21 protein-coding genes and 1 riboswitch are annotated in these 19283 nt (G+C 57.9%); of the genes, 19 read left to right on the top strand and 2 right to left on the bottom strand.

The window, feature by feature from the left end:
- Positions 1 to 15: 15 nt before the first annotated feature.
- The 15 genes from N3G78_01775 (at position 16) to uxaC (ending at position 15950) form a co-directional block, all read left to right on the top strand.
- Entirely contained in the window at positions 16 to 309 is a 294-nt protein-coding gene (locus N3G78_01775) for an antibiotic biosynthesis monooxygenase (GenBank protein MCX8116646.1), read from the top strand.
- A 100-nt stretch (positions 310 to 409) separates the two neighbouring features.
- On the top strand, positions 410 to 1417 hold the full coding sequence (locus N3G78_01770) for a tripartite tricarboxylate transporter substrate binding protein (protein MCX8116645.1): 1008 nt from the start codon (positions 410 to 412) through the stop codon (positions 1415 to 1417).
- Between the two features lie 78 nt (positions 1418 to 1495).
- On the top strand, positions 1496 to 1996 hold the full coding sequence (locus N3G78_01765) for a tripartite tricarboxylate transporter TctB family protein (GenBank protein MCX8116644.1): 501 nt from the start codon (positions 1496 to 1498) through the stop codon (positions 1994 to 1996).
- A 24-nt stretch (positions 1997 to 2020) separates the two neighbouring features.
- On the top strand, positions 2021 to 3577 hold the full coding sequence (locus tag N3G78_01760) for a tripartite tricarboxylate transporter permease (protein ID MCX8116643.1): 1557 nt from the start codon (positions 2021 to 2023) through the stop codon (positions 3575 to 3577).
- Positions 3578 to 3606: 29 nt separating this feature from the next.
- Entirely contained in the window at positions 3607 to 4782 is a 1176-nt protein-coding gene (locus N3G78_01755; GenBank protein ID MCX8116642.1) for a Gfo/Idh/MocA family oxidoreductase, read from the top strand.
- Entirely contained in the window at positions 4783 to 5157 is a 375-nt protein-coding gene (locus N3G78_01750; GenBank protein MCX8116641.1) for a dimethylsulfonioproprionate lyase family protein, read from the top strand. It abuts the gene before it with no gap.
- Complete coding sequence (locus N3G78_01745) at positions 5158 to 6246, top strand: zinc-binding dehydrogenase (GenBank protein MCX8116640.1); 1089 nt, start codon at positions 5158 to 5160, stop codon at positions 6244 to 6246.
- Positions 6247 to 6277: 31 nt separating this feature from the next.
- The gene (locus tag N3G78_01740; protein ID MCX8116639.1) at positions 6278 to 8119 is read left to right on the top strand and encodes an FAD-binding protein; all 1842 of its coding nucleotides are present in this window, start codon (positions 6278 to 6280) and stop codon (positions 8117 to 8119) included.
- 2 nt (positions 8120 to 8121) lie between these two features.
- Positions 8122 to 9327, top strand: coding sequence for an NADH:flavin oxidoreductase (locus tag N3G78_01735; protein ID MCX8116638.1), 1206 nt, complete (start codon positions 8122 to 8124; stop codon positions 9325 to 9327).
- A gap of 57 nt (positions 9328 to 9384) precedes the next feature.
- Positions 9385 to 10371 (top strand): sugar kinase, encoded by a 987-nt coding sequence (locus N3G78_01730; GenBank protein MCX8116637.1) that lies wholly within the window; start codon positions 9385 to 9387, stop codon positions 10369 to 10371.
- Positions 10372 to 10524: 153 nt separating this feature from the next.
- Entirely contained in the window at positions 10525 to 11175 is a 651-nt protein-coding gene (locus N3G78_01725) for a bifunctional 2-keto-4-hydroxyglutarate aldolase/2-keto-3-deoxy-6-phosphogluconate aldolase (protein ID MCX8116636.1), read from the top strand.
- Positions 11175 to 12449: a nickel-dependent lactate racemase gene (gene larA, locus N3G78_01720; GenBank protein MCX8116635.1), complete on the top strand. Its 1275-nt coding sequence runs from the start codon at positions 11175 to 11177 to the stop codon at positions 12447 to 12449. The genes N3G78_01725 and larA overlap by 1 nt, the downstream gene beginning before the upstream one ends.
- A gap of 21 nt (positions 12450 to 12470) precedes the next feature.
- Complete coding sequence (locus N3G78_01715) at positions 12471 to 13505, top strand: zinc-binding dehydrogenase (GenBank protein MCX8116634.1); 1035 nt, start codon at positions 12471 to 12473, stop codon at positions 13503 to 13505.
- Between the two features lie 19 nt (positions 13506 to 13524).
- Positions 13525 to 14514 (top strand): C-terminal binding protein, encoded by a 990-nt coding sequence (locus tag N3G78_01710; GenBank protein MCX8116633.1) that lies wholly within the window; start codon positions 13525 to 13527, stop codon positions 14512 to 14514.
- 8 nt (positions 14515 to 14522) lie between these two features.
- Positions 14523 to 15950, top strand: a complete 1428-nt coding sequence (gene uxaC, locus N3G78_01705) for a glucuronate isomerase (protein MCX8116632.1) — start codon at positions 14523 to 14525, stop codon at positions 15948 to 15950.
- A gap of 29 nt (positions 15951 to 15979) precedes the next feature.
- Here the strand turns inward: uxaC and N3G78_01700 are convergent, their stop codons facing one another.
- Both N3G78_01700 and N3G78_01695 read right to left on the bottom strand, forming a co-directional pair.
- The gene (locus N3G78_01700) at positions 15980 to 16273 is read right to left on the bottom strand and encodes a twin-arginine translocase TatA/TatE family subunit (GenBank protein MCX8116631.1); all 294 of its coding nucleotides are present in this window, start codon (positions 16271 to 16273) and stop codon (positions 15980 to 15982) included.
- Positions 16274 to 16322: 49 nt separating this feature from the next.
- Entirely contained in the window at positions 16323 to 16631 is a 309-nt protein-coding gene (locus N3G78_01695; GenBank protein MCX8116630.1) for a hypothetical protein, read from the bottom strand.
- Between the two features lie 154 nt (positions 16632 to 16785).
- On the opposite strand from N3G78_01695, the gene N3G78_01690 reads away from it, so the two are divergent.
- From N3G78_01690 to thiM, 4 genes are all read left to right on the top strand, one after another.
- Positions 16786 to 16944: a hypothetical protein gene (locus tag N3G78_01690; GenBank protein ID MCX8116629.1), complete on the top strand. Its 159-nt coding sequence runs from the start codon at positions 16786 to 16788 to the stop codon at positions 16942 to 16944.
- Position 16945: 1 nt separating this feature from the next.
- A complete protein-coding gene (locus N3G78_01685; GenBank protein ID MCX8116628.1) occupies positions 16946 to 17815 on the top strand; it encodes a metallophosphoesterase in 870 nt (289 codons plus the stop codon).
- 204 nt (positions 17816 to 18019) lie between these two features.
- Positions 18020 to 18223: a cold-shock protein gene (locus tag N3G78_01680; protein ID MCX8116627.1), complete on the top strand. Its 204-nt coding sequence runs from the start codon at positions 18020 to 18022 to the stop codon at positions 18221 to 18223.
- A gap of 72 nt (positions 18224 to 18295) precedes the next feature.
- Positions 18296 to 18408: riboswitch (TPP riboswitch) on the top strand.
- 57 nt (positions 18409 to 18465) lie between these two features.
- The gene (thiM, locus tag N3G78_01675; GenBank protein MCX8116626.1) at positions 18466 to 19269 is read left to right on the top strand and encodes a hydroxyethylthiazole kinase; all 804 of its coding nucleotides are present in this window, start codon (positions 18466 to 18468) and stop codon (positions 19267 to 19269) included.
- The last annotated feature ends 14 nt before the right edge of the window (positions 19270 to 19283 follow it).

Genomic DNA, 19283 nt, shown 5'->3' with positions numbered 1-19283 from the left:
CGAGAGGAGAAAAAGATGATCGAGCGGCACGTCACCTTCCATGTCATACCCGGGAAAGAGAAGGATTTTGAAACCCTTTTCAGAGAGGAATATAGCGTGGCCATGTCCCGTCAGCCCGGGTTCGTATCGGTCACCCTCTTAAAAGAGCATGAAAAGGAGTCCGTGTATCAGATGGCCATCCGATTCCAGTCCCTCGAAACCGCTGCGGCCTGGAGGGGGTCGGCAGATCATCAAGCCCTCTCTCCAAAGATCAAGGCCCTCTACACGGAAAGCACGGTTCAGGTCTACGAGGTGATCGGCCAGAGGTAGTTTGGGAAGGCAGCGAGCACCCCTTTTACGTCTTTGACACCCAGAAATGGAATGTGGTAGTCTTCCCAAAAAATCTTAAGGAGGAAAGGAGGAACAAAGGATGAGAAGGAAGATGTGGGTCATCGGGTTGATCATCCTCGGGGTCATGGCCGGATTCGGTGGGGTCTCTGCCCAAGACTGGAAACCGACCAAACCGATCCGGATCATTGTCCCCTGGGGAGCAGGAGGGTCCACAGACCAAGCGGTCCGTTCCATCGTCGGGGACCTCGAAGAGGCCCTGGGACAGAAGATCGTCGTGGTGAATCAGCCCGGAGGGGGAGGCGCCATCGGAACGAAGAGCGTCCTCGACGCCCCCTGCGATGGCTATACCTGGGCCTCTGGAGCGATCAAGGACCTGGGAACTTACATCATCACCGGTACCCTTGAGACCAAAGTCCAGGACTGGCATGTCTATCTCAACAGCGCCAATGCGACCTTGGTCTCTGTTAATCCCAATGCACCGATCAAAGACTTTGCCGAATTTCTCGACCTCATGAAGAAAGATCCCAAAAAGATCTCCGTGGGGATCGCGGGAATTCCCTCGGCCGGTCACTCCGCCATCGAGGCCATCAAGCGAGCCAACGGAGGAGACTACAAGCTGGTCAGCTATGACGGGGGCGCGCCTGCCGTGATCGCCACGGTGGGAGGAGAGACCATAGCCACCACGCAGTTGCTCAGCGAACAGATCGAGATGATCCGGGCCAAAAAGCTCCGACCCTTGGCTTCCCTCACCCCGGAAGACCTGGTGATCGATGGATACGGAACCGTCCCTTCCGCAACGAAATGGCTTCCCAAGGTGGCGGCCGACCCCATCTACTTCGGCATCTGGATTCCGAAATGCGCCCCCAAGGAAGTGGTGGAGACCATGAACAAGGTGTGGCGGGAGAAGGTGGCCCACTCGAAATCGTTGAGGGAATTTGCGCGGCTTCGAGGTCAGATCGTCGCCCCCTTCTATGGAGAAGAGGCCCTTAAAAAGGCCTGGCCATCCATCGTCAATGCGGCCTGGGGCCTCTACGACGGAGGAAAGGCCAAGATCAGGCCGGACGAGGTGGGCATGCCAAGGCCCTGATTTCGGGAAAAGGAAGGGGTGGGTTTCTCCGGATCCTCGCCCCTTCCTCTCTTTCACAATCAGGGGGTTAGGATCGAGATGCCAAAGGCCGACTTCGTGACAGGTTTGTTGCTGATGGGCCTAAGCCTCTATGTGATCATTGAGGCCGGCCGGATGCCTCGGCTGGAACACCTGAAGGTTCACCCCTTGAGCGTTCCAGGATTGGTGCCCTCCTTTCTCGCATCGGTCCTCTTCGTCTTTGGGGCCGTTTTAACCTTGCGGTCCGCCTTGAGGGGGGGACATCGTCTGAGCATTTCGATGCGGGGCTTATCACAGACATTGAAGGCTCCCGAGAACAAACGTCTTCTCCTGACCGGCCTCCTGAGCCTGATCTATGCCCTCCTATTGATCGGGAGGCTCCCTTACCCTCTGGCCACAGGACTCTTCATCTTCACCTTCATCCTCCTCTTCGAATGGGAGCCTGTTGGCAACGCCGGGAGAAAGGGGAGGACCCTCTTTTCGGCCCTGGCCATCGCCACCCTTTCATCCATCGCCATCACCTTGATCTTCGAGCGCCTCTTTCTGGTATCTCTGCCGTGAGGTTGGCAAAAGGGTTCGACGCCGATGATCGATAACTTGGTCAATTTCCTGAATGCGATCGCTGGATTTATAACCCCTGCGGCACTCCTGCACATCGCCTGGGCCACCCTCCTCGGAATCCTCATCGGCGCCCTTCCAGGGCTGACGGCCACCATGGGCATCGCCCTTATCACGACCCTGACTTACAAGCTTCCGGCAAACCTCGCCATCCTGGTCCTCATCTGCGTCTATGTGGGAGCCATCTATGGGGGGAGTCGGACCGCCATCCTCATCAACATCCCCGGAACCCCGGCCAATGCGGCCACGACACTGGATGGCTTTCCCCTGGCGATGCAGGGATTGGCGGGTCGGGCGATGGGGGTGGCCACGACCGGTTCGGTTCTCGGAAGCCTCATCGGGATGTTTTTCCTGGCCACCATCGCCCCCTGGCTGGGGAATTACGCTTTGAAATTTCAATCCTTCGAATTCTTCTGGCTGGCCATCTTCGGGATCGTGATCTCCGGCCACCTGACTGCCCTCGAGGACCCGATCAAAGGTTGGATCGCCGGCTTTTTAGGGCTTCTCGTGGCCATGGTCGGACAGGAGGGCATTCATGCCTATGAGCGTTTCACCTATGGCACGACCGAGCTCTTGGGTGGCTTTGCCCTCATCCCGGCCATGGTGGGCGCCTTTGGTTTTTCCGAGGTCTTGAACGTGATGTATAACCCCCCGGCCAAAGTGGCCGCCGCTCCCAAAGACAGCATCCTGCCAAAGCTCGGCGATGTCCTCCGATACTGGCGCACGATCATCCGGAGCGGCCTGATCGGGACCTTCATCGGGATCATCCCCGGGGTCGGGGAGGATATCGGGGCATGGGTCTCCTATGCCGCTGCCCGGCGGAAGAGCAAGGAACGAGAGAAGTTCGGAAAAGGGTCTTTGGAAGGGCTGATGGCGGCCGAGACCGGTAACAATGCCGTCGTGCCCGGGGCCATCATCCCAGCACTCACCTTGGCCATCCCTGGATCAGCCCCGGCCGCGGTCCTCCTGGCCGCCATGTTCATCCATGGCCTCCGGCCTGGCCCGTTGATCATGGTGGAGTCCCCCCAGTTCGTCTACCAGGTGGTGGCCATGGTCTTCTTCGCCACCCTGGCCATCCTCATCTATGGCGTGGGACTTACAAAAATCCTCCTCAAGGTGCTGGCCATTCCGAGGACCCGTCTCATGCCCATCGTCTTTGTGCTATGTGCGGTCGGGTCCTATGCCATCACGAACCGCATCTTCGACATATGGGTGATGGTCGGTTTCGGGATCCTGGGATATATCCTCCGTCGCATGAGATATCCGATGGCACCGCTGGTCTTGGGAATCATCTTGGGCGACCTCCTCGACAAAAACCTCCGCCGGGGCCTCGTCCTGACCGATGGCGATCTCATTCCCTTTTTCACCCGACCGATCTGTCTGGTCCTCTGGGTGATCACGCTCTCGTCCATCTTGCTCAGCATCCATCCCTTGAGACGCGCCCTCAAGGAGGGAGGTCGCCTCCTCTGGCTTAAAATTGGAAAGGACTTCCCTCGCAAGAAGGGGGCGGAAAGGGAGAAATAGAGAGGAGAAACGACCGAAGGAGGTTTTTCATGGAAAGGGTTGGAATCGGAATCGTGGGCTCTAAATTTGCGGCCGATCTTCACGTGCGGGCCCTTGAAAAGCTGAGAGGGCTGAAGGTGGACATCCTGGCGGTCTGCTCCAAAAGCCTCGAAAACGCCGAGGCCTTTGCAAAACGCTTCCATATTCCGCAGGTCTTCACGGACTACCGTCGGATGCTCGAACGGAAGGAGATCCAGGCCGTCGATCTCTGCGTGACGACCAATCTCCATCACACCATCGCCATCGAGGCTGCCCAGGCGGGCAAGCATATCCTCTGCGAAAAGCCCTTGACCGGATACTTTGGAGAGGGATCGATTCCCAAAAAGACGATGATGGAAGAAGCCCTGAAGAATGCCTCCGCGGTGGTCGAGGCGGTCAGGCGAAATAAGGTCAAATTCGGTTATGCCGAGAACTTCGTCTACGCCCCTCCGGTGGCGAAGCTCAAAAGCCTGATGAAGGCCTGCGGAGGGACGGTTCTCGATATCCGGGCAGAGGAGAGCCATTCCGGTTCGCATGCGGTCTATTCCCGCCAATGGATCACCTCCGGCGGCGGATCCCTCATGCGGTTAGGTTCCCATCCCATCGGGGCGGTCCTCCACCTCAAACATTACGAAGGCCTCCTGAAAGGGGGAAAGCCCATCCGGGTCAAGTCCGTCCTGGGCGATGTCGGTTACCTGACCCGAATGGAGGCCTTCAAGAAGGAGCCCAAAAAATGGATGGTCGATTCCTGGATCGATGTAGAGGATTGGGCCAGCGCGATCCTCACCTTCGAGGACGGCTCCAAGGCGACCATCCTTTCGACCGATGTGAGCCTCGGGGGGGTGAAGAATCTGATGGCGGTCTACCTCTCCAATGCCGTGGCCCAGATCAACATCAATCCGAATAACAGCCTGGTCGTCTATGCCCCGGATGGAAATATCTTCGGTTCCGAATACATCACCGAGAAGGTGGAGACGAAGGCCGGATGGCAGTTTCCCTCGCCCGATGAGGACTGGATGAGGGGCTATCCCCAGGAGATGGAAGATTTCGTCTACGCCATTCTGGAAGATCGCGAGCCGATTTCAGGCCTGGACTTGGCCTACGAGACCGTCGAGGTGATCTATGCCGCCTACCTCTCCGCCGAAACCGGGAGGCGAGTCGATTTGGTAGGGAAAGAGGAGGGTTGATTGAAGCTCCTCCGAATGAACGAGATCGAGGGGGTCCGATTCCCTGCTGGCAGAACGACGAAGGTCCTGACGGGGGAAGATCGATTGCCCACGAAGAATTTTACGCTGGGTTACGTGGTCATCGAACCGGAAGGAAGGATTCCGCTTCACACCCATGCGAACGAAGAGTGTTACCTCATCTTGAAAGGCACCGGCCGGCTGAAGATGGGAGATCGGGAGGAAGAGGTGAGAGCCTTCAATGCCCTCTACATCGAGCCCCATACCGAACACCTCCTCCAGAACACCGGAAAGGAAGAGATCCATCTGGTCTTCATCTATGCTCCTGCGGGGATCATGGATCACTGGTCCGAAGAACTGTCGGGGAGATTGAAATAGATGGAATCCCGGGCTGCGGTATTAACCCAATTCAACCACCCCTTGGAGCTCCGAAGCTTTCCCATCCCCGCCTTGAAGGAGGGGGAGGTCTTGGTCAAGGTCGAGGCGGCGGGTGTGTGCGGTTCCGATGTCCATATGTGGGAAGGGAGAGACCCCCGGACCCGACTTCCGATCATCCTCGGCCACGAAGGGGCGGGGGAGATTGTCGACCTCAAGGGAGAGAAGAGAGACGTCCATGGGATCCCCCTGAAGAAGGGAGACAAGGTCCTCTGGAACCGAGGGGTCACCTGCGGCCACTGCTATTTCTGCCGGGTGAAACGGATGCCTTCCCTCTGCCCCCATCGGTGGGTCTACGGCATCCACACCACCTGCTCGGAGCCTCCCTTTTTGACCGGAAATTATGCCGAGTACCTCCTCCTCGTCAAGGAGACGGACTTTTTTAAGATCGAAATGGAGATCGAACCTGCCACCCTGGTCCCCGCCTCATGCTCTGGGGCCACGGCCGCCCATGCCCTTGATCTCTCAGGTTTGGAATCCGGCGATTCGGTCCTCGTCCAAGGGGCGGGCCCCCTGGGGATCTTCATGGTCGCCTTTTCGAAATCCTCCGGGGCCTCTCCGATCGTCGTCATCGGAGGCACAGAAGAACGATTAAAAATGGCCCGACGGTTCGGGGCAACCCACACCCTCAACCGTTTTCAAATCAACCCGGCCGAACGAAAGGAGGCCATCCTGGAGCTCACCCATGGCCGGGGGGTGGATGTCGCCTTCGAGATGGCGGGCGAGCCCGGGGCGGTCAGGGAGTGCATCACTCTGGTCCGGAACGGAGGGACCTGTGTCTCCGCGGGCTTCGGCGAACCCCACGGGACCATCGAGCTCGATTGCTTTCACGATCTCAACCGGAAGAACCTCCGGTTGCAGGGGATCTGGACGAGCGATGTCCGACACACCCACATGGCCATCCAGCTCATCCTGAACCGAAAGGAGGAGTTTAAAAATCTCATCACCCACGTCTATCCCCTGGCCCGGGCCAACGAAGCCCTCTACGCCATGAAGGAGAGGCAGGCGGTCAAGGTGGTCTTGTCACCTTAGGGGTGAGACGTTCTCAACCAAGGAGCCAGGATTGAAAAAGATCCAATGCGATGTCCTCATCATCGGTGCAGGAGGCGCAGGCCTCAGGGCGGCCCTTGAAGCCAAGGAGACCTTGAAGCGAGGAAGGATCGTGCTGGCCACCAAGGGAAGGTTAGGGAAGTCGGGGGTCACGGCGACCGCCTGCTCGGACCGCATGGCCTTTCATGCCACCCTTCCTTATACCGAACCCGTTGGCCCGGAAAACTGGCGATACCATGCCGAAGACATCTATCGGATGGGAGGATATGTCTCGGACGGGGATCTTGCCCTGATCTTGGCCCGTGAGTCCCGGTCGGCCTTCGAATATCTGGATCGTCTGGGGGTTCCCTTCGTCAGGCGGGAGGATGGTCGGGTCGATCAGTTCGTCACCGACGGTTCGGACTATGCCCGCGCCTGCTACACCGGCCCGAGGACGGCCAATCACATCGAAGAGGCCCTGGTGAGAAAAATCTCGACAACCGACATCCGGATCATCGAGCGATGTATGATCGCGGAACTCCTCCAATACCGGGGAAGGGTGATCGGGGCCGTGGGGATAGACGAGGAGATAAAGGGAGAGAGGCTTGAGGACCGGATCTGGATCATCTCGAGCAAGGCGACCGTCCTCGCCACAGGAGGAGCGGGCGAAGTCTTCCAAATCCACGTTTATCCCGATGGGATGACCGGAGATGGCTACGGCCTGGCCTATCGTGCAGGGGCCGAGTTGGTCAACATGGAGTTCATCCAGATCGGCCCGGCCTCCCTCAAGACCCGGCTCAACTGCTCTGGAAGTCTGATGCGTGCCGTTCCCAGGTTCGTCAACGAGAGGGGAGAGGAGTTTCTGTGGAAGTACCTTCCCGGTTCAATGGATCGGCCTTCCCTTCATAACCTCATCTTTGAAAAGGGCTCCAGTTGGCCCCTCTCTCTTGAGAAGCCCACCCACATCATCGATGTGGCCATGTTCAAAGAGAGGGAGAAAGGACACTGCATCTTCCTCGACTACCGAACGAATCCCGAAGGGTTCTCCTTTGGAAACCTCGACCCGAAGTGGCAGGAGAGGTACCGGAGGGAGGTGAAGAGGCCCCTGTCGGATCTGGCAAGGGACCGATCGCCTTTCGATCGCCTCCTCGAAATCAATCCCGAATCGATCGACTGGCTCAGGGAGCATGGCGTCGATCTCGGCTCCGGAGAGCTCCTCGAAATCGGCCCCTGTGTTCAACATTTCCAAGGAGGGGTCAAAATCCGAGAAAAGGCGCAGACCTCGCTAAAGGGGCTTTTCGCCGCGGGAGAATGTGCGGGCGGCCAGCACGGGGCCAATCGGCCGGGAGGGAATGCCCTCCTCGACGGCCAGGTCTTCGGAAAGATCGCAGGACGGGAGGCTTCCCTGGAGGCCTTGAGGCAAACCCGCCCTCCTATCCACCCTGCCCAGATCGACCGCCTCCTCAGGGAATGGAGAGGCCTTGACCGGGGGGAAAAGGCCTCGGAGGTCCGGAAGGAGATCCAATCGATCGCCTCTCGTTATGCCAGCGTTGTGAGAACCGAGGCGGGATTGAGGGAGGGGCTGCGAAGCCTCCGATCGCTGAGACAGATGGGGATCAAAAGGGACGAGAGAGGATGGGTCTTCGCCCTTGAAACAAGAAACCTTCTCGATGTGGCAGAGATCATCCTTAGGGCCTGTCTCCTCCGAAGGGAATCCAGGGGCCCCCATCTCTTCTTCCGTTGCTTTGAGGACCTAAACCCCCTGCCCTCCCGGGATCCGGAAGGGCGGCGATATATCATCCTTCAGAAACAGTCAGGGAAAATGGGATGGAGAAGGGCGAAACCCGTGGACCTCAGGTTTCCGCCGGAGGAATAAGGATGTCAGAGATGCTTTCTAAACCCTTGAGGGTGGGTAACCGAATGGCCCCCAACCGGATCGTCTATCAACCCATGGAATGTAACGATGGGGACGACGAAGGAAATCCCACCGAGCGGACGTTTCAACGTTATCGAACCCTCGCAGAGGGAGGCCCTGGGATCCTCATGGTGGAATCCCTTACCTTTACCTATGAGAGTCGGGCCCGAAAGAATCAGTTGAAAATCTCCGAGGAGACGGCCAAAGGGTTGGAAAAACTTGTCCTCGAGATGAGGGCCATCCATCCTGAAACGCTCATCGTCTTCCAGCTCAACCATTCGGGTCGCGTGAGCGGAGCGGCCTTCTCAAAGGTCGTCTCCCTCTATCCCACCGGAGATCCCTCGGTCCATCTCTTGACGGATCGGGAAATTGAGGAGATCGGGGAAGCCTTTGTCAAGGCCACCCTCCTCTCCAAACAGGTGGGAGCGGACGGGGTCGACTTCAAACACTGCCATGGGTACCTCTGCGGGGAGATGATCCGGCCTGCCAACACGAGGCCTGGGCCCTACGGCGGTAGCTTCGAAAACCGGACGAGGTTCTTCAGAGAGACCATGGAAAAGATCAAGGCGAAGGTCGGCCGGGATGGGTTTCTCCTCGGGATGAGATTCTCTTTTTATGAAGGGATCCCTGGAGGTTTTGGAACCGCTGGTCCCGAGGAGGTGGTCGAAGACTTCTCCGAACCCCTCCGATTTTCAAAGATGGCCGAAGACTGCGGGATGGACTTCCTCAATGTCTCGGCAGGGATACCGGCCCTCACGCCCGAAATCGTCAGACCAACGAAGAATTATCCAGAGGGGGTTTACAGACATTTTGGCTGGGCAGGGGCTGTCAAAAAGGCGGTGACGATCCCGGTGATCGGATCCGGGTACAGCTACTTGAGGGATGGAAAGAACGACCTCAAAGAACCCGATCCCTCAAAAAAGAGCTTCCTCTACTGGGCTGAGAGAAACCTGAAAAAGGGGGCGGTCGATCTGGTGGGCATCGGCAGGCAGACCCTCGCCGACCCCCATTTTGCCAGGAAAATCCTTTCGGGCCATCTTGACCAGATCAACTACTGTACGGCCTGCGGCGGATGCAGTATCCTGCTGAGATCTCAGGTCGAAGTCGGATGCCCGGTTTACCAAGAATATTACAAGGAGGTGTTGCGGAAGGTCAAAAAAGGAACCTGAGGGAGAGGCCATAAAATTATTTGCCATAAAACTCAAAGACGGAAGGGGGAATCGCAGATGTACGACATCGTGACTTTTGGTGAAGCCATGGTGAGGCTTTCGCCTCCCAATTTTCAGAGGTTGGAACAGGCCCAGATTTTTGATGTCCACCCTGGAGGAGCGGAACTCAACGTGGCCGTGGGCGTGACTCGATTGGGCCTGAAGAGCGCCTGGGTCTCCAAGCTCCCCAGGAATGGATTGGGCTATCTCATCCGGAACCGGGCCCAGCAATTCGGCGTGGATTGCTCCCATGTGGTCTGGTCGGACAAGGGAAGGGCAGGCCTCTACTTCGTCGAGTTCGGCGCCTCTCCCCGCGCCTCGAGCGTCCTCTATGACCGGGCCCACTCCGCGATCAGCATGATCCAGCCGGGAGAGATCGACTGGGCAAAGGTCTTTGATGGAGCGAAACATTTCCACACGAGCGGGATCACGCCGGCCCTGAGCCCCTCGGCGGCTGAGGTGACAGCCGAGGCGCTACGATCGGCCAAGAAGGCGGGGTGCACGGTCTCTTACGACCTCAATTACCGGAAGAAACTCTGGACGCCGGCCGATGCCAAAAAGATTCAGGAACCGATGATGGAGCAGGTGGACATTCTCATTACGACCGAGGAGGACACCAACGTCGTCTTCGGAATCAAAGAGAAGGATTACGAGACGGTGGCAGAGAAGCTTGCCCGGACCTTCAACTTCAAGGTCGTGGCCATCACCCTCCGGGAGGATCTTTCGGTCTGGAGAAACAACTGGACCGCCATCGCCTATTACGACGGGAAGATCTTCAGGGACCGAAAGTATGAGGTGGAGATCGTGGACCGGGTGGGTGCGGGCGACTCCTTCACGGCCGGCTTCCTCTACGGGTGGGTCAAACTGAAGGACGTTGAAAAAGGTCTCCAGTATGGAAATGCCTTTTCGGCCTTGAAACACACGGTCCCGGGTGACCTTAACTGGTGCACCCTTGAAGAGGTCGAGGCCCAGCTCAAGGGCGCAGGCTTGAGGATTTCGAGGTAGTTAAAGAAAAAATCCCCCACCCCAAGCAACCGACGGTCACCGTCCATCTCCAAGGGACCAGACCCCACCCAATTAGACCCTCTGGCCTTGGAGGATCCGTATAGATCCATCATGAGGGAGGGGGGATCGAGCGTATTCGGAAGGGAGGTTACGATGGAGAAACGGGAGATTTTTAATCGAATGTTGGAAGAAGGGGTGATCCCTGTCGTTCGTGTCGCCTCGGCCAAGGAGGCCATCGAGGTCTCCGATGCCATCAAGGAGGGGGGCATCAGCCTCATCGAGATCACGATGAGCGTCCAGGGTGCGATCGACGTCATCAAGGAATTGTCCCAGAAATACAAGGACGAAATTATCCTGGGCGCGGGCACCATCCTCGATCCTGAAACCGCACGTGCCGCCCTGCTCGCAGGAGCCCAGTTCATCGTCACCCCGACCCTCAATCTCGAGGTGATCCAGCTGGCCCACCGTTACAGCGCGGTCGTCGTCCCTGGGGCCATGACCCCGACCGAGATCTTGACTGCGTGGAACGCGGGCGCCGACATGGTGAAGGTCTTCCCTGCGGCCCAGTTGGGAGGCCCAGAATATCTGAAAGCCATCAAAGGTCCCCTTCCCCAGATCCTCCTCGTCCCCACAGGAGGCGTCAATCTTCAAAATGCGGGCGCCTTCATCAAGGCGGGTGCCTCGGCCATCGGCGTCGGAGGAGAGCTGGTGGACAAGAAGGCCGTTCAGGCAGGAAAGTTCGAGGTCATCACGGAAAATGCCCGAGCCTTCCTCAAGGCCGTTCGGGATGCCAGGGGCGGATGATGAGGCATCTCTTCCCCTATCGAGACTTCGGCCCGATGGAGATCCCGGAGGAGAACCTCATGGGAGTCTTCTCACCCTCGATCCTCGATGTCGAAAAGGCCGAGGAGGCGATCATCGAAGAGGCCCTCTCACATCCGGTTGGATCCGATCCCCTCGCCCGTATCCTGACGGGCAGGGAGAGGATCCTTTTGGCGGTGGATGATTATACACGAAGCACGCCCGTTCAGAAGATCCTTCCCGCCCTGATCAGGAGACTCGAGGAGGCAGGAATCCCACAGGCCAATATCCGGATCCTCATCGCTTTGGGCACGCACCGCCCCATGAGCCCGCAGGAGATGGTCCAGAAATTCGGGAAGGAGTTCTGCCAACGATTCACCCTCCTCAACCACGAATGGTGGAATCCCTCCCAGCTCGTCCATCTCGGAGAGACGAGAAGGGGGACCCCGGTCGTGGTCAACCGGATCGTCCAGGAAGTCGACTTCATCATCGGCGTGGGCCAGATCGTGCCCCACCGGGTTTCGGGGTTCAGCGGAGGTGGAAACATCATCCAGCCTGGGATCTGCGGTGAAGAGACCACTGGGAAGACCCACTGGTTGAGCGCCCGCTTCAGGGGACGGGAGATCCTCGGAAAGGTCGAAAACCCTGTCAAGGAGGAGATCGAGGAGGTCGCCCTTAAGGCCGGCTTGAGGTGGATCGTCAACACCATCCAGGACGGCACGGGCAGAACGGTCGATGCGGTCGCAGGAGATCCGGTCCTCGCCTATCGACAGGGCGGAAAACGTTCCCTGGAGGTTTACAAGGCGGAGCTTCCCGCGGATGCGGATATCGTCGTAGTCGATTCCCATCCTTACGATTCCGAACTCTGGCTCGCTGCAAAGGGCATCTATGCCTCGGAGCTGGCCGTCAAACAGGGAGGGGTGGTCGTCCTCGTCTCGCCCTGCCCGGAAGGGGTCTCTCCCAGTCACCCCGAAGTTTTGGAGTTTGGATATCAGACGTATGAAGAGGCAGAACGGTTATATCATCAGGGCAAAATCCGGAAATTGACCGCAGCCGCCCACCTCGTCCACGTGGGCCGGGTCATCAAGGAGAGGGCAAGGGCCATCTTCGTTGCGAAGGGAATCTCAAAGGCGGAGAAAGAGCGGCTCGGCTTTCTCCACGCCGAGACCCCGCAGGAGGCCCTCGAAATGGCCTTCTCCCTTTTGGGTCGAAAGGCCAAAGTGGCCGTCCTTCAACGGGGAGGCGAAGTCCTGCCGGTCAGCCAGGAAAGCCCATAATCCATCGAAAGGAGTCCCTCTGTGAAAGCCGTCGTGAAATATGGAAAAGGAAAAGGGATGATCGAGCTCCGGGACGTCCCAGAGCCTAAAATCAAGGAAGACGAGGTCCTGATCGAGGTCAAGGCGGTCTCGGTCTGCGGAAGCGACCTCCACATCTACCACGATGCCCATCCCTACTGGCCACCCGTCATCTTGGGCCACGAATTTTCAGGGGTCATCGCGGAGGTCGGAAAGGAAGTGAGGGGATGGAAGGTGGGAGACCGGGTGGTCAGCGAGACGAGGACCGGTTCTTGCGGCATGTGCTATATCTGTCAGAGCGGGTTTCCGCAGGTCTGCGAACAGAAGAGGCCTTATGGGATTGGAATGGATGGCGCCTATGCCAAATATGTGGCCGGCCCGGCCCGGCTTCTCCATCGCCTTCCTGATAATGTCTCCTTTGAAGCGGGCGCGGTCATCGAGCCCACCGCCATCTGCGTCACCTCCATCCTCGAACGTTCACAGCTCCGGGCCGGAGAGACGGTCGTCATCACCGGGCCAGGCCCCATCGGCCTGATCTCTCTCGCCGTGGCCAGATCCGCAGGAGCTCGGGTGATGGCCATCACGGGCACGAGCGCCGATGAGGGCGTCCGTTTCCAAAAGGCCAAGGAGCTTGGGATAGAGGCCACGATCGTCGTGGACAGGGAGGACCCGGTTCAAAAGGTCTTGGAGATGACCGATGGCCTGGGAGTCGACCTGCTCATCGAGACCTCAGGAAATGGAAGGGCCATCTCTCAGGCCTTCGAGATGGTGAGGAGGCTGGGCCGGGTATGTGCCATCGGGATTTCCGGAAGGGAGGAGGTCCCCATCCCCTACGATCGGGGGATCTTCAAGGCCCTCCGGTATGACTTCTGCTTTTCCAGCAGCTGGACCGCCTGGGAGACGACAATCGGCCTCATCTCGAAAGGGATCTTGCCCATCGAAAAGATCATCACCCACAGGCTCCCTCTCGATCAATGGGAAGAGGCCTTCCGTCTCCTGGAGAGCCTCCAGGCCGCCAAGGTCATCCTGATCCCATAGAAATGAGGTGAACAGGATTATGGCCCCTTACAAGATCGTCATTACCGATTGCGACCACGGCTCCATCGAGGAGGAAAGGGAGGTCTTCGCTCCGACCGGCGCCCAACTCACCCTGGCCCAGGTCCGGGAGGAAGAAGACCTGATCCGGGTCTGCCATGATGCGGACGGCCTGATCAATCAATATGCCCTGCTCACCCGAAGGGTCCTGGAACAACTTCCGAATTGCAAGGTCATCGCCCGCTACGGCGTCGGGGTCGACTCGATCGACCTTCGGGCCGCCACCGACCTCGGGATCGTGGTGGCCAATGTCCCCGACTACTGCATCGAGGAGGTGGCCACCCACACCGTCGCCCTGATCCTCACGCTCCTGCGAAAGACGGCCTTCTTCGACCGAAGGGTCAAATCGAATCAGTGGGATTTCCGTCAGGGGATCCCCATCCCTCGTCTGAGGGGAAAGACCCTGGGTCTCATCGGCTCGGGGAAGATCGGCCTGCAGACGGCGAGGATGATGTCGGCCTTCGGGGTCGCTACCATCGCCTACGACCCTTATCTGAAAGCGGCTCCGGAAGGCGTCCGGCTCAAAACCTTCGATGAAGTCCTCAGGGAATCGGACATCCTCTCGATCCACTGTCCCTTGAACGAATCGACCCGGCACCTGATCGGAGAAGAGGAGTTCAAGAAGATGGAGAGGAGGCCCTTGCTGATCAATACCTCCAGGGGGCCGATCGTCGATGAAAAGGCTCTGATCCGGGCCCTCAACGAGGGTTTGCTTTCCGGAGCAGGCCTCGATGTCCTCGAAAAGGAGCCCCCGGATCCGGACTCCCCTCTGCTCCGGATGGAGAACGTCGTCCTCTCTCCTCACGTGGGGTTCTATTCGGAGGACTCCATTCGTGAGTTGAAACGGAGGACGGCCGAGAACGTGGCCTCCGTCCTTCAAGGACGATGGCCTGGGTCGGTCGTCAATCCTGAGGTGAGCGGGAGGACGAGGGCCTCCCTGAAGGGGATGTGAGGCGGATGATGGAAAACGGTGGGAAATGGAACCTTCCTGAAGATCGATGCTTCGACCCGGACCCGGCCCAACGCCAAATCGCCATGGAGTTATACCGGCGGATAGCCCATCTGCCCATCCTCAGCCCCCATGGCCATGTCGATCCGAAGCTCCTCGGCGACGAAAAGGCCTCTTTTGGCACCCCTGTCGATCTTTTGATCCTCCCGGACCACTACGTCTTCCGGATGCTCTACTCCCAGGGAATCCCCCTCGAGGCCCTGGGTATCCCGAGAAGGGACGGAGCCCCCACTGAAACGGACCATCGAAAGATCTGGCAGCTCTTCGCCGACCACTTCTTCCTCTTCCGCGGGACGCCCACAGGCCTCTGGCTGGCCCATGAGCTGAGGGATGTCTTCGGCATCGAGGAGAAATTGACGGGGAAAAATGCCCAATCCATCTATGATCAGCTCGAGGCCAAGCTGAATCTCCCGGAATTTCGTCCCCGGGCGTTATTTAAACGATTTAACATCGAGGTCCTCTGTACCACCGATGCGGCCACCGATCCGCTGACCCCTCATCAAACCCTCCGCGAATCCGGATGGGGCGGGAGGGTCCGACCGACCTTTCGACCCGACAGCCTCATCAACCTCTTGGCCGAGGGTTGGGCCGGTCACCTGAACGCCCTGAGCCAGGTGACCCATCTCTCGATCCACTCTTACCAAACCTTTATTCGGGCCCTTGAAGAGCGCAGGGCCTTCTTTAAATCCATGGGAGCCCTTTCGACCGATCATGCCTCGGAGACCGCCTGGACTGAGGAGTTGACCCTTTCCGCCGCGGAGGCGATCTTCCAACGGGCCCTCCGAGGACAGGTGGACGCGGAGGATGCGAGGCGATTTCAAGGTCACATGATCATGGAGTTTGCCCGGATGAGCATCGAGGATGGCCTGGTGATGCAGCTCCACATCGGCTCCGTTCGCGACCACAACGACCTCCTCTTTCGCCGTTTCGGGCCCAACATGGGAGCGGACATCCCGGCCCAGTCCGAGTTTACGAAAAACCTCCGTCCCCTGCTGAATAAATATGGGAACGATTCAAGGCTGAACTTGATCCTCTTTACCTTGGACGAATCGACCTATTCGAGGGAACTGGCCCCTCTGGCAGGCCATTACCCCGCGTTAAAACTGGGTCCGCCCTGGTGGTTTCACGACAGCCTCAACGGGATGAGGCGCTATTTCGATCGGGTGATGGAGACTGCTGGGCTCCAGAACACGGTGGGCTTCAATGACGACACCCGGGCGTTTCCTTCCATTCCGGCACGCCACGACCTCTGGCGCAGGGCAAGCGCCAACTGGGTGGCGGGCCTCGTGGTCAGGGGCATCGTCGATGGGGAGGATGCAGAAGAGATGGTCCTCGATCTGGCCTACCGGCTTGCGAAAAAGGGCTATAAAATCCCTTGAGGGAGGGAATCGGCCATCGGCGGGCCGGTTCATCTCAGAAGCTTCGTCACCCTTTTGACCTTCTCTGCCGTGTCTTTGATCTCCTTCGCTTCCTTGACCCCCGGAATCTCCTCGATCTCCTTCTTCAGATCGGTGACGAGGTCGCCTTTCGGATCCTCCGTCTCCTTTCCCTTTTCTGCCTTCTTCTCCCCCTTGATCTTTCTCAGCTCTTTGACCGTCTTCCCGAGTCCCTCTCCGATCTCTGGAAGCCTCTTGGCACCGAAAAGGAGGAGCAGGATGACGAGGATGATCAAGATCTCCGGTAATCCGAGGCCGAAAATCATCTACACTCCATACGTCAGGAATTACGAAACCATCGCTTCGAACTATCTTTTACCGATATTCCCAGTGTCCAGGGATCCAGACCCAACCACGTCCTCTCGGCTCCCAACGGCCTGGCACCCAGACCGCATGGGGCCTCGGTCGTTTCTTCCAGTGACCCGGAACCCAAACCCATTCTCCTCTTCGGTACTCCCAGTGTCCTGGACACCACACCGCTTCAGGAAAGGGCGGGGGCCCGTAAATCTCCACCCTCGGTTCAGGCGGTCTCACATAGACGGGTCGAGGAGGACAACCCCACAAGGAGATAGCCATCCCGGTGAGAAATCCAAGGACCAGAAGAATCGAAAGAGCCTGTTTCATCGCCATCCCCCTTTCTTTTTTATATCTTTTTAGACGCCGATGCAAGGAGAATATTCAAGGATCGGCGGCGTCTGCCTCGTAGGAGGTGGAAAGAAGACTTGGGGCTTGATTTTTCTTCAAGCGTCCCATACTGTTTAATCAAAGGAGGGAACGGATGGCCACCGAATTGGAATGTCCCATCTGCAGCGCAGATATCCCTCTGGAGGGGGATGAGAAGACAGGGGATCTGGTCCTCTGCTCCTACTGCAAAGTGACCTTCAAGCTCGTCAAAAAGATAGATAGATGGCTGCTCGAGGAGGAGGACGAAGGATAGGGTGAACCTCTTATATGCCTCCGATCTCCACGGGGAGATCCACCTCTATCAGGAACTGCTCGACTTAGCCCGAGCCTCCTCTTCGGAAGTGGTGGCTTTAGGAGGAGACCTATTCCCTTCCTTTCCTCCGACGAGACGCTACGAGGACCTTATTCCCAATCAGAAAACCTTTATCGACCGCTTCCTGATCCCGTTCTTTAAAAAGATGAGGCAGGAAAGCGAGGCGAGGTGGTTTCTCCTCATCCCGGGAAACTGGGATCTGGCATTTCCCCACCTCGTCCAGGATCCCTTGGATGGATTGATCGATCTGGATCGAAAGATCTACCGGTTTAAAAACGACTACGAATTCATCGGATATCCCTTCGTCCCTCCAACCCCCTTTCGGCCCAAAGATTATGAAAAGAGGGACGACGACCAATCGCCCTGGCCCCCTCAGAAACATCCCTCCTACGTTCGATCCTCGCCGCAGACCGATGTTTTGGAACCCGTCGATCCCCATCTCTACCTGGAGGGCCGGGAGGCGATCGAACAAGACCTGGAGCACCTCCCCGAGCCCTACGTCCAAAAAAGGGCCATCTACCTGATGCATTCCCCTCCTTATGGAACCCACCTCGATCGGATTCAGGGAGGAGGATGGGCGGGAAGTCACTCCATCCGGCGCTTCATCGAGAGGCGCCAGCCCTACCTGACCCTCCACGGCCACATCCACGAATCGCCGCAGCTTTCAGGGAGGTATGTGGATCGGATCGGACAAACGATCTCGATCAATCCGGGGCAGTTCATTTCGAAAAGACTCCATGCGGTCACCTTCGAAATCGAGCGGGCAGAAGGAACGTTAAAACACTCCCTTCTCCTCTCTCCCGACAGGTGAGGCGGGATCTGAAAATTTTTCGCTCATGCCCTTGACTTTTACCCCATCGTATGCCATGATGAAGCCGTAGGTTGTAAGAAGTATCTGTTTGGGTCTGCAAAAAGGTCACAAAAGTGCTTCTTAAACTTTTGTGACCTTTTTTGTTCGAAGGTCAGAGGCTATTACAACTTACTTCAATCAAAGGCCGAAAGGAGGTGAGTTGTAATGGCCAAAGGTCGTGTCAAATGGTTCAATGAGAAAAAGGGTTTCGGGTTCATTTCCAGGGACGACGGAAAGGATGTCTTCGTTCACTTCTCCGCAATCAAGAGGGATGGCTTTAAGTCTCTCTATGAAGGCGATGAGGTCGAGTTCGACGTCTCCCAGGGCCCCAAAGGGCTTCAGGCCACCAACGTGGTCGTGATCGGCTAAGAATTCCTTTCCTGCTTTTCTCTCGCCTTGATTTTGGAAGGAGGCTATTCTATAAATAGTTCCAAAATATTGAGCCTTGTCGCGGGGAGTTGGGATGGGCCCGGCTGAGAGGGTGACCGGTCAGTTGCCGACCCGCCGAACCTGAACTGGGTAATGCCAGCGGAGGGATCGACAGAAAGAGGCGAGGATATGGGCCGTCCCTTCGGGGGCGGCTTTTTTCTTACCTCCAGGGAGGTGAGGCGATGGTCTTCGATACCGATCATTTGATCGACGTCCCATTGAGGGTTCGGAGACAAAGGCCTCTCATCCATGCCATCACCAACTGGGTCACGGCCAACGAGGTGGCCAATTGCCTCCATGCGATCGGAGCCAGACCCATCCTGGCCTGGGCCCTCGAAGAGGTGGAGGAGATCACAGCCAAATCGGATGCCCTGGTCCTGAATTTAGGGACCCCGTCTGCCGAACGGATCGAGGCCATGATCCTGGCCGGGAAACGAGCCAATCAGGAAGGCCGCCCCGTTGTCTTCGATCCCGTTGGAGCGGGTGGATCAAAGTTCAGGACGGAATCTTCAAAGAGGATCCTCTCCGAGCTCCGGATCACGGTCATCCGGGGGAATCAAGCCGAAATCGGGGTCCTCGAAGGCAGGGAGGGTCGCTGGGGCGGGGTCGATGCCATTTCAGGCCCCGACGACCTCGAACAACTCGGCTACAATCTGGCCCTCGAGACGAAAGCCATTGTGGTAGCCACCGGCCCCTGGGATTTAATCCTTTCTCTCCATAAGAGAAGGATCGTTGAGAATGGTCACCCGATGATGGGTCAGATCACGGGGATGGGATGTATGTTGACGGCCGTCATCGCCGCTTTTAATGCGGTGGCCGACGATCCCATGGTGGCCACGGTCAGCGCGGTGGGATTCTTCGGGCTGGCCGGTGAACTGGCAGGTCTCCATTCCCTGGGACCGGGCTCGTTTAAACCCGCTTTTTTCGATGCCCTCTCTTCATTGACGCCAGACCAGATGAGACGAGGATTGAAGCTTAAATCCTGAGTCGGAAGACGTCG

The organism is Thermodesulfobacteriota bacterium (assembly GCA_026415035.1).
Taxonomy (GTDB): Bacteria; Desulfobacterota; BSN033; order BSN033; family UBA1163; genus RBG-16-49-23.
The sequence above is the reverse complement of the archived record's forward strand: the minus strand, read 5'-3'. Positions and strand labels throughout refer to the sequence as shown.

Coding starts and splice junctions, on each gene's coding strand:
- N3G78_01775 (MCX8116646.1), top strand. CDS start 16: ATGATCGAGCGGCACGTCACCTTCCATGTCATACCCGGGAAAGAGAAG.
- N3G78_01770 (MCX8116645.1), top strand. CDS start 410: ATGAGAAGGAAGATGTGGGTCATCGGGTTGATCATCCTCGGGGTCATG.
- N3G78_01765 (MCX8116644.1), top strand. CDS start 1,496: ATGCCAAAGGCCGACTTCGTGACAGGTTTGTTGCTGATGGGCCTAAGC.
- N3G78_01760 (MCX8116643.1), top strand. CDS start 2,021: ATGATCGATAACTTGGTCAATTTCCTGAATGCGATCGCTGGATTTATA.
- N3G78_01755 (MCX8116642.1), top strand. CDS start 3,607: ATGGAAAGGGTTGGAATCGGAATCGTGGGCTCTAAATTTGCGGCCGAT.
- N3G78_01745 (MCX8116640.1), top strand. CDS start 5,158: ATGGAATCCCGGGCTGCGGTATTAACCCAATTCAACCACCCCTTGGAG.
- N3G78_01735 (MCX8116638.1), top strand. CDS start 8,122: ATGTCAGAGATGCTTTCTAAACCCTTGAGGGTGGGTAACCGAATGGCC.
- N3G78_01730 (MCX8116637.1), top strand. CDS start 9,385: ATGTACGACATCGTGACTTTTGGTGAAGCCATGGTGAGGCTTTCGCCT.
- N3G78_01725 (MCX8116636.1), top strand. CDS start 10,525: ATGGAGAAACGGGAGATTTTTAATCGAATGTTGGAAGAAGGGGTGATC.
- larA (MCX8116635.1), top strand. CDS start 11,175: ATGAGGCATCTCTTCCCCTATCGAGACTTCGGCCCGATGGAGATCCCG.
- N3G78_01710 (MCX8116633.1), top strand. CDS start 13,525: ATGGCCCCTTACAAGATCGTCATTACCGATTGCGACCACGGCTCCATC.
- uxaC (MCX8116632.1), top strand. CDS start 14,523: ATGGAAAACGGTGGGAAATGGAACCTTCCTGAAGATCGATGCTTCGAC.
- N3G78_01700 (MCX8116631.1), bottom strand. CDS start 16,273: ATGATTTTCGGCCTCGGATTACCGGAGATCTTGATCATCCTCGTCATC.
- N3G78_01695 (MCX8116630.1), bottom strand. CDS start 16,631: ATGAAACAGGCTCTTTCGATTCTTCTGGTCCTTGGATTTCTCACCGGG.
- N3G78_01690 (MCX8116629.1), top strand. CDS start 16,786: ATGGCCACCGAATTGGAATGTCCCATCTGCAGCGCAGATATCCCTCTG.
- N3G78_01680 (MCX8116627.1), top strand. CDS start 18,020: ATGGCCAAAGGTCGTGTCAAATGGTTCAATGAGAAAAAGGGTTTCGGG.
- thiM (MCX8116626.1), top strand. CDS start 18,466: ATGGTCTTCGATACCGATCATTTGATCGACGTCCCATTGAGGGTTCGG.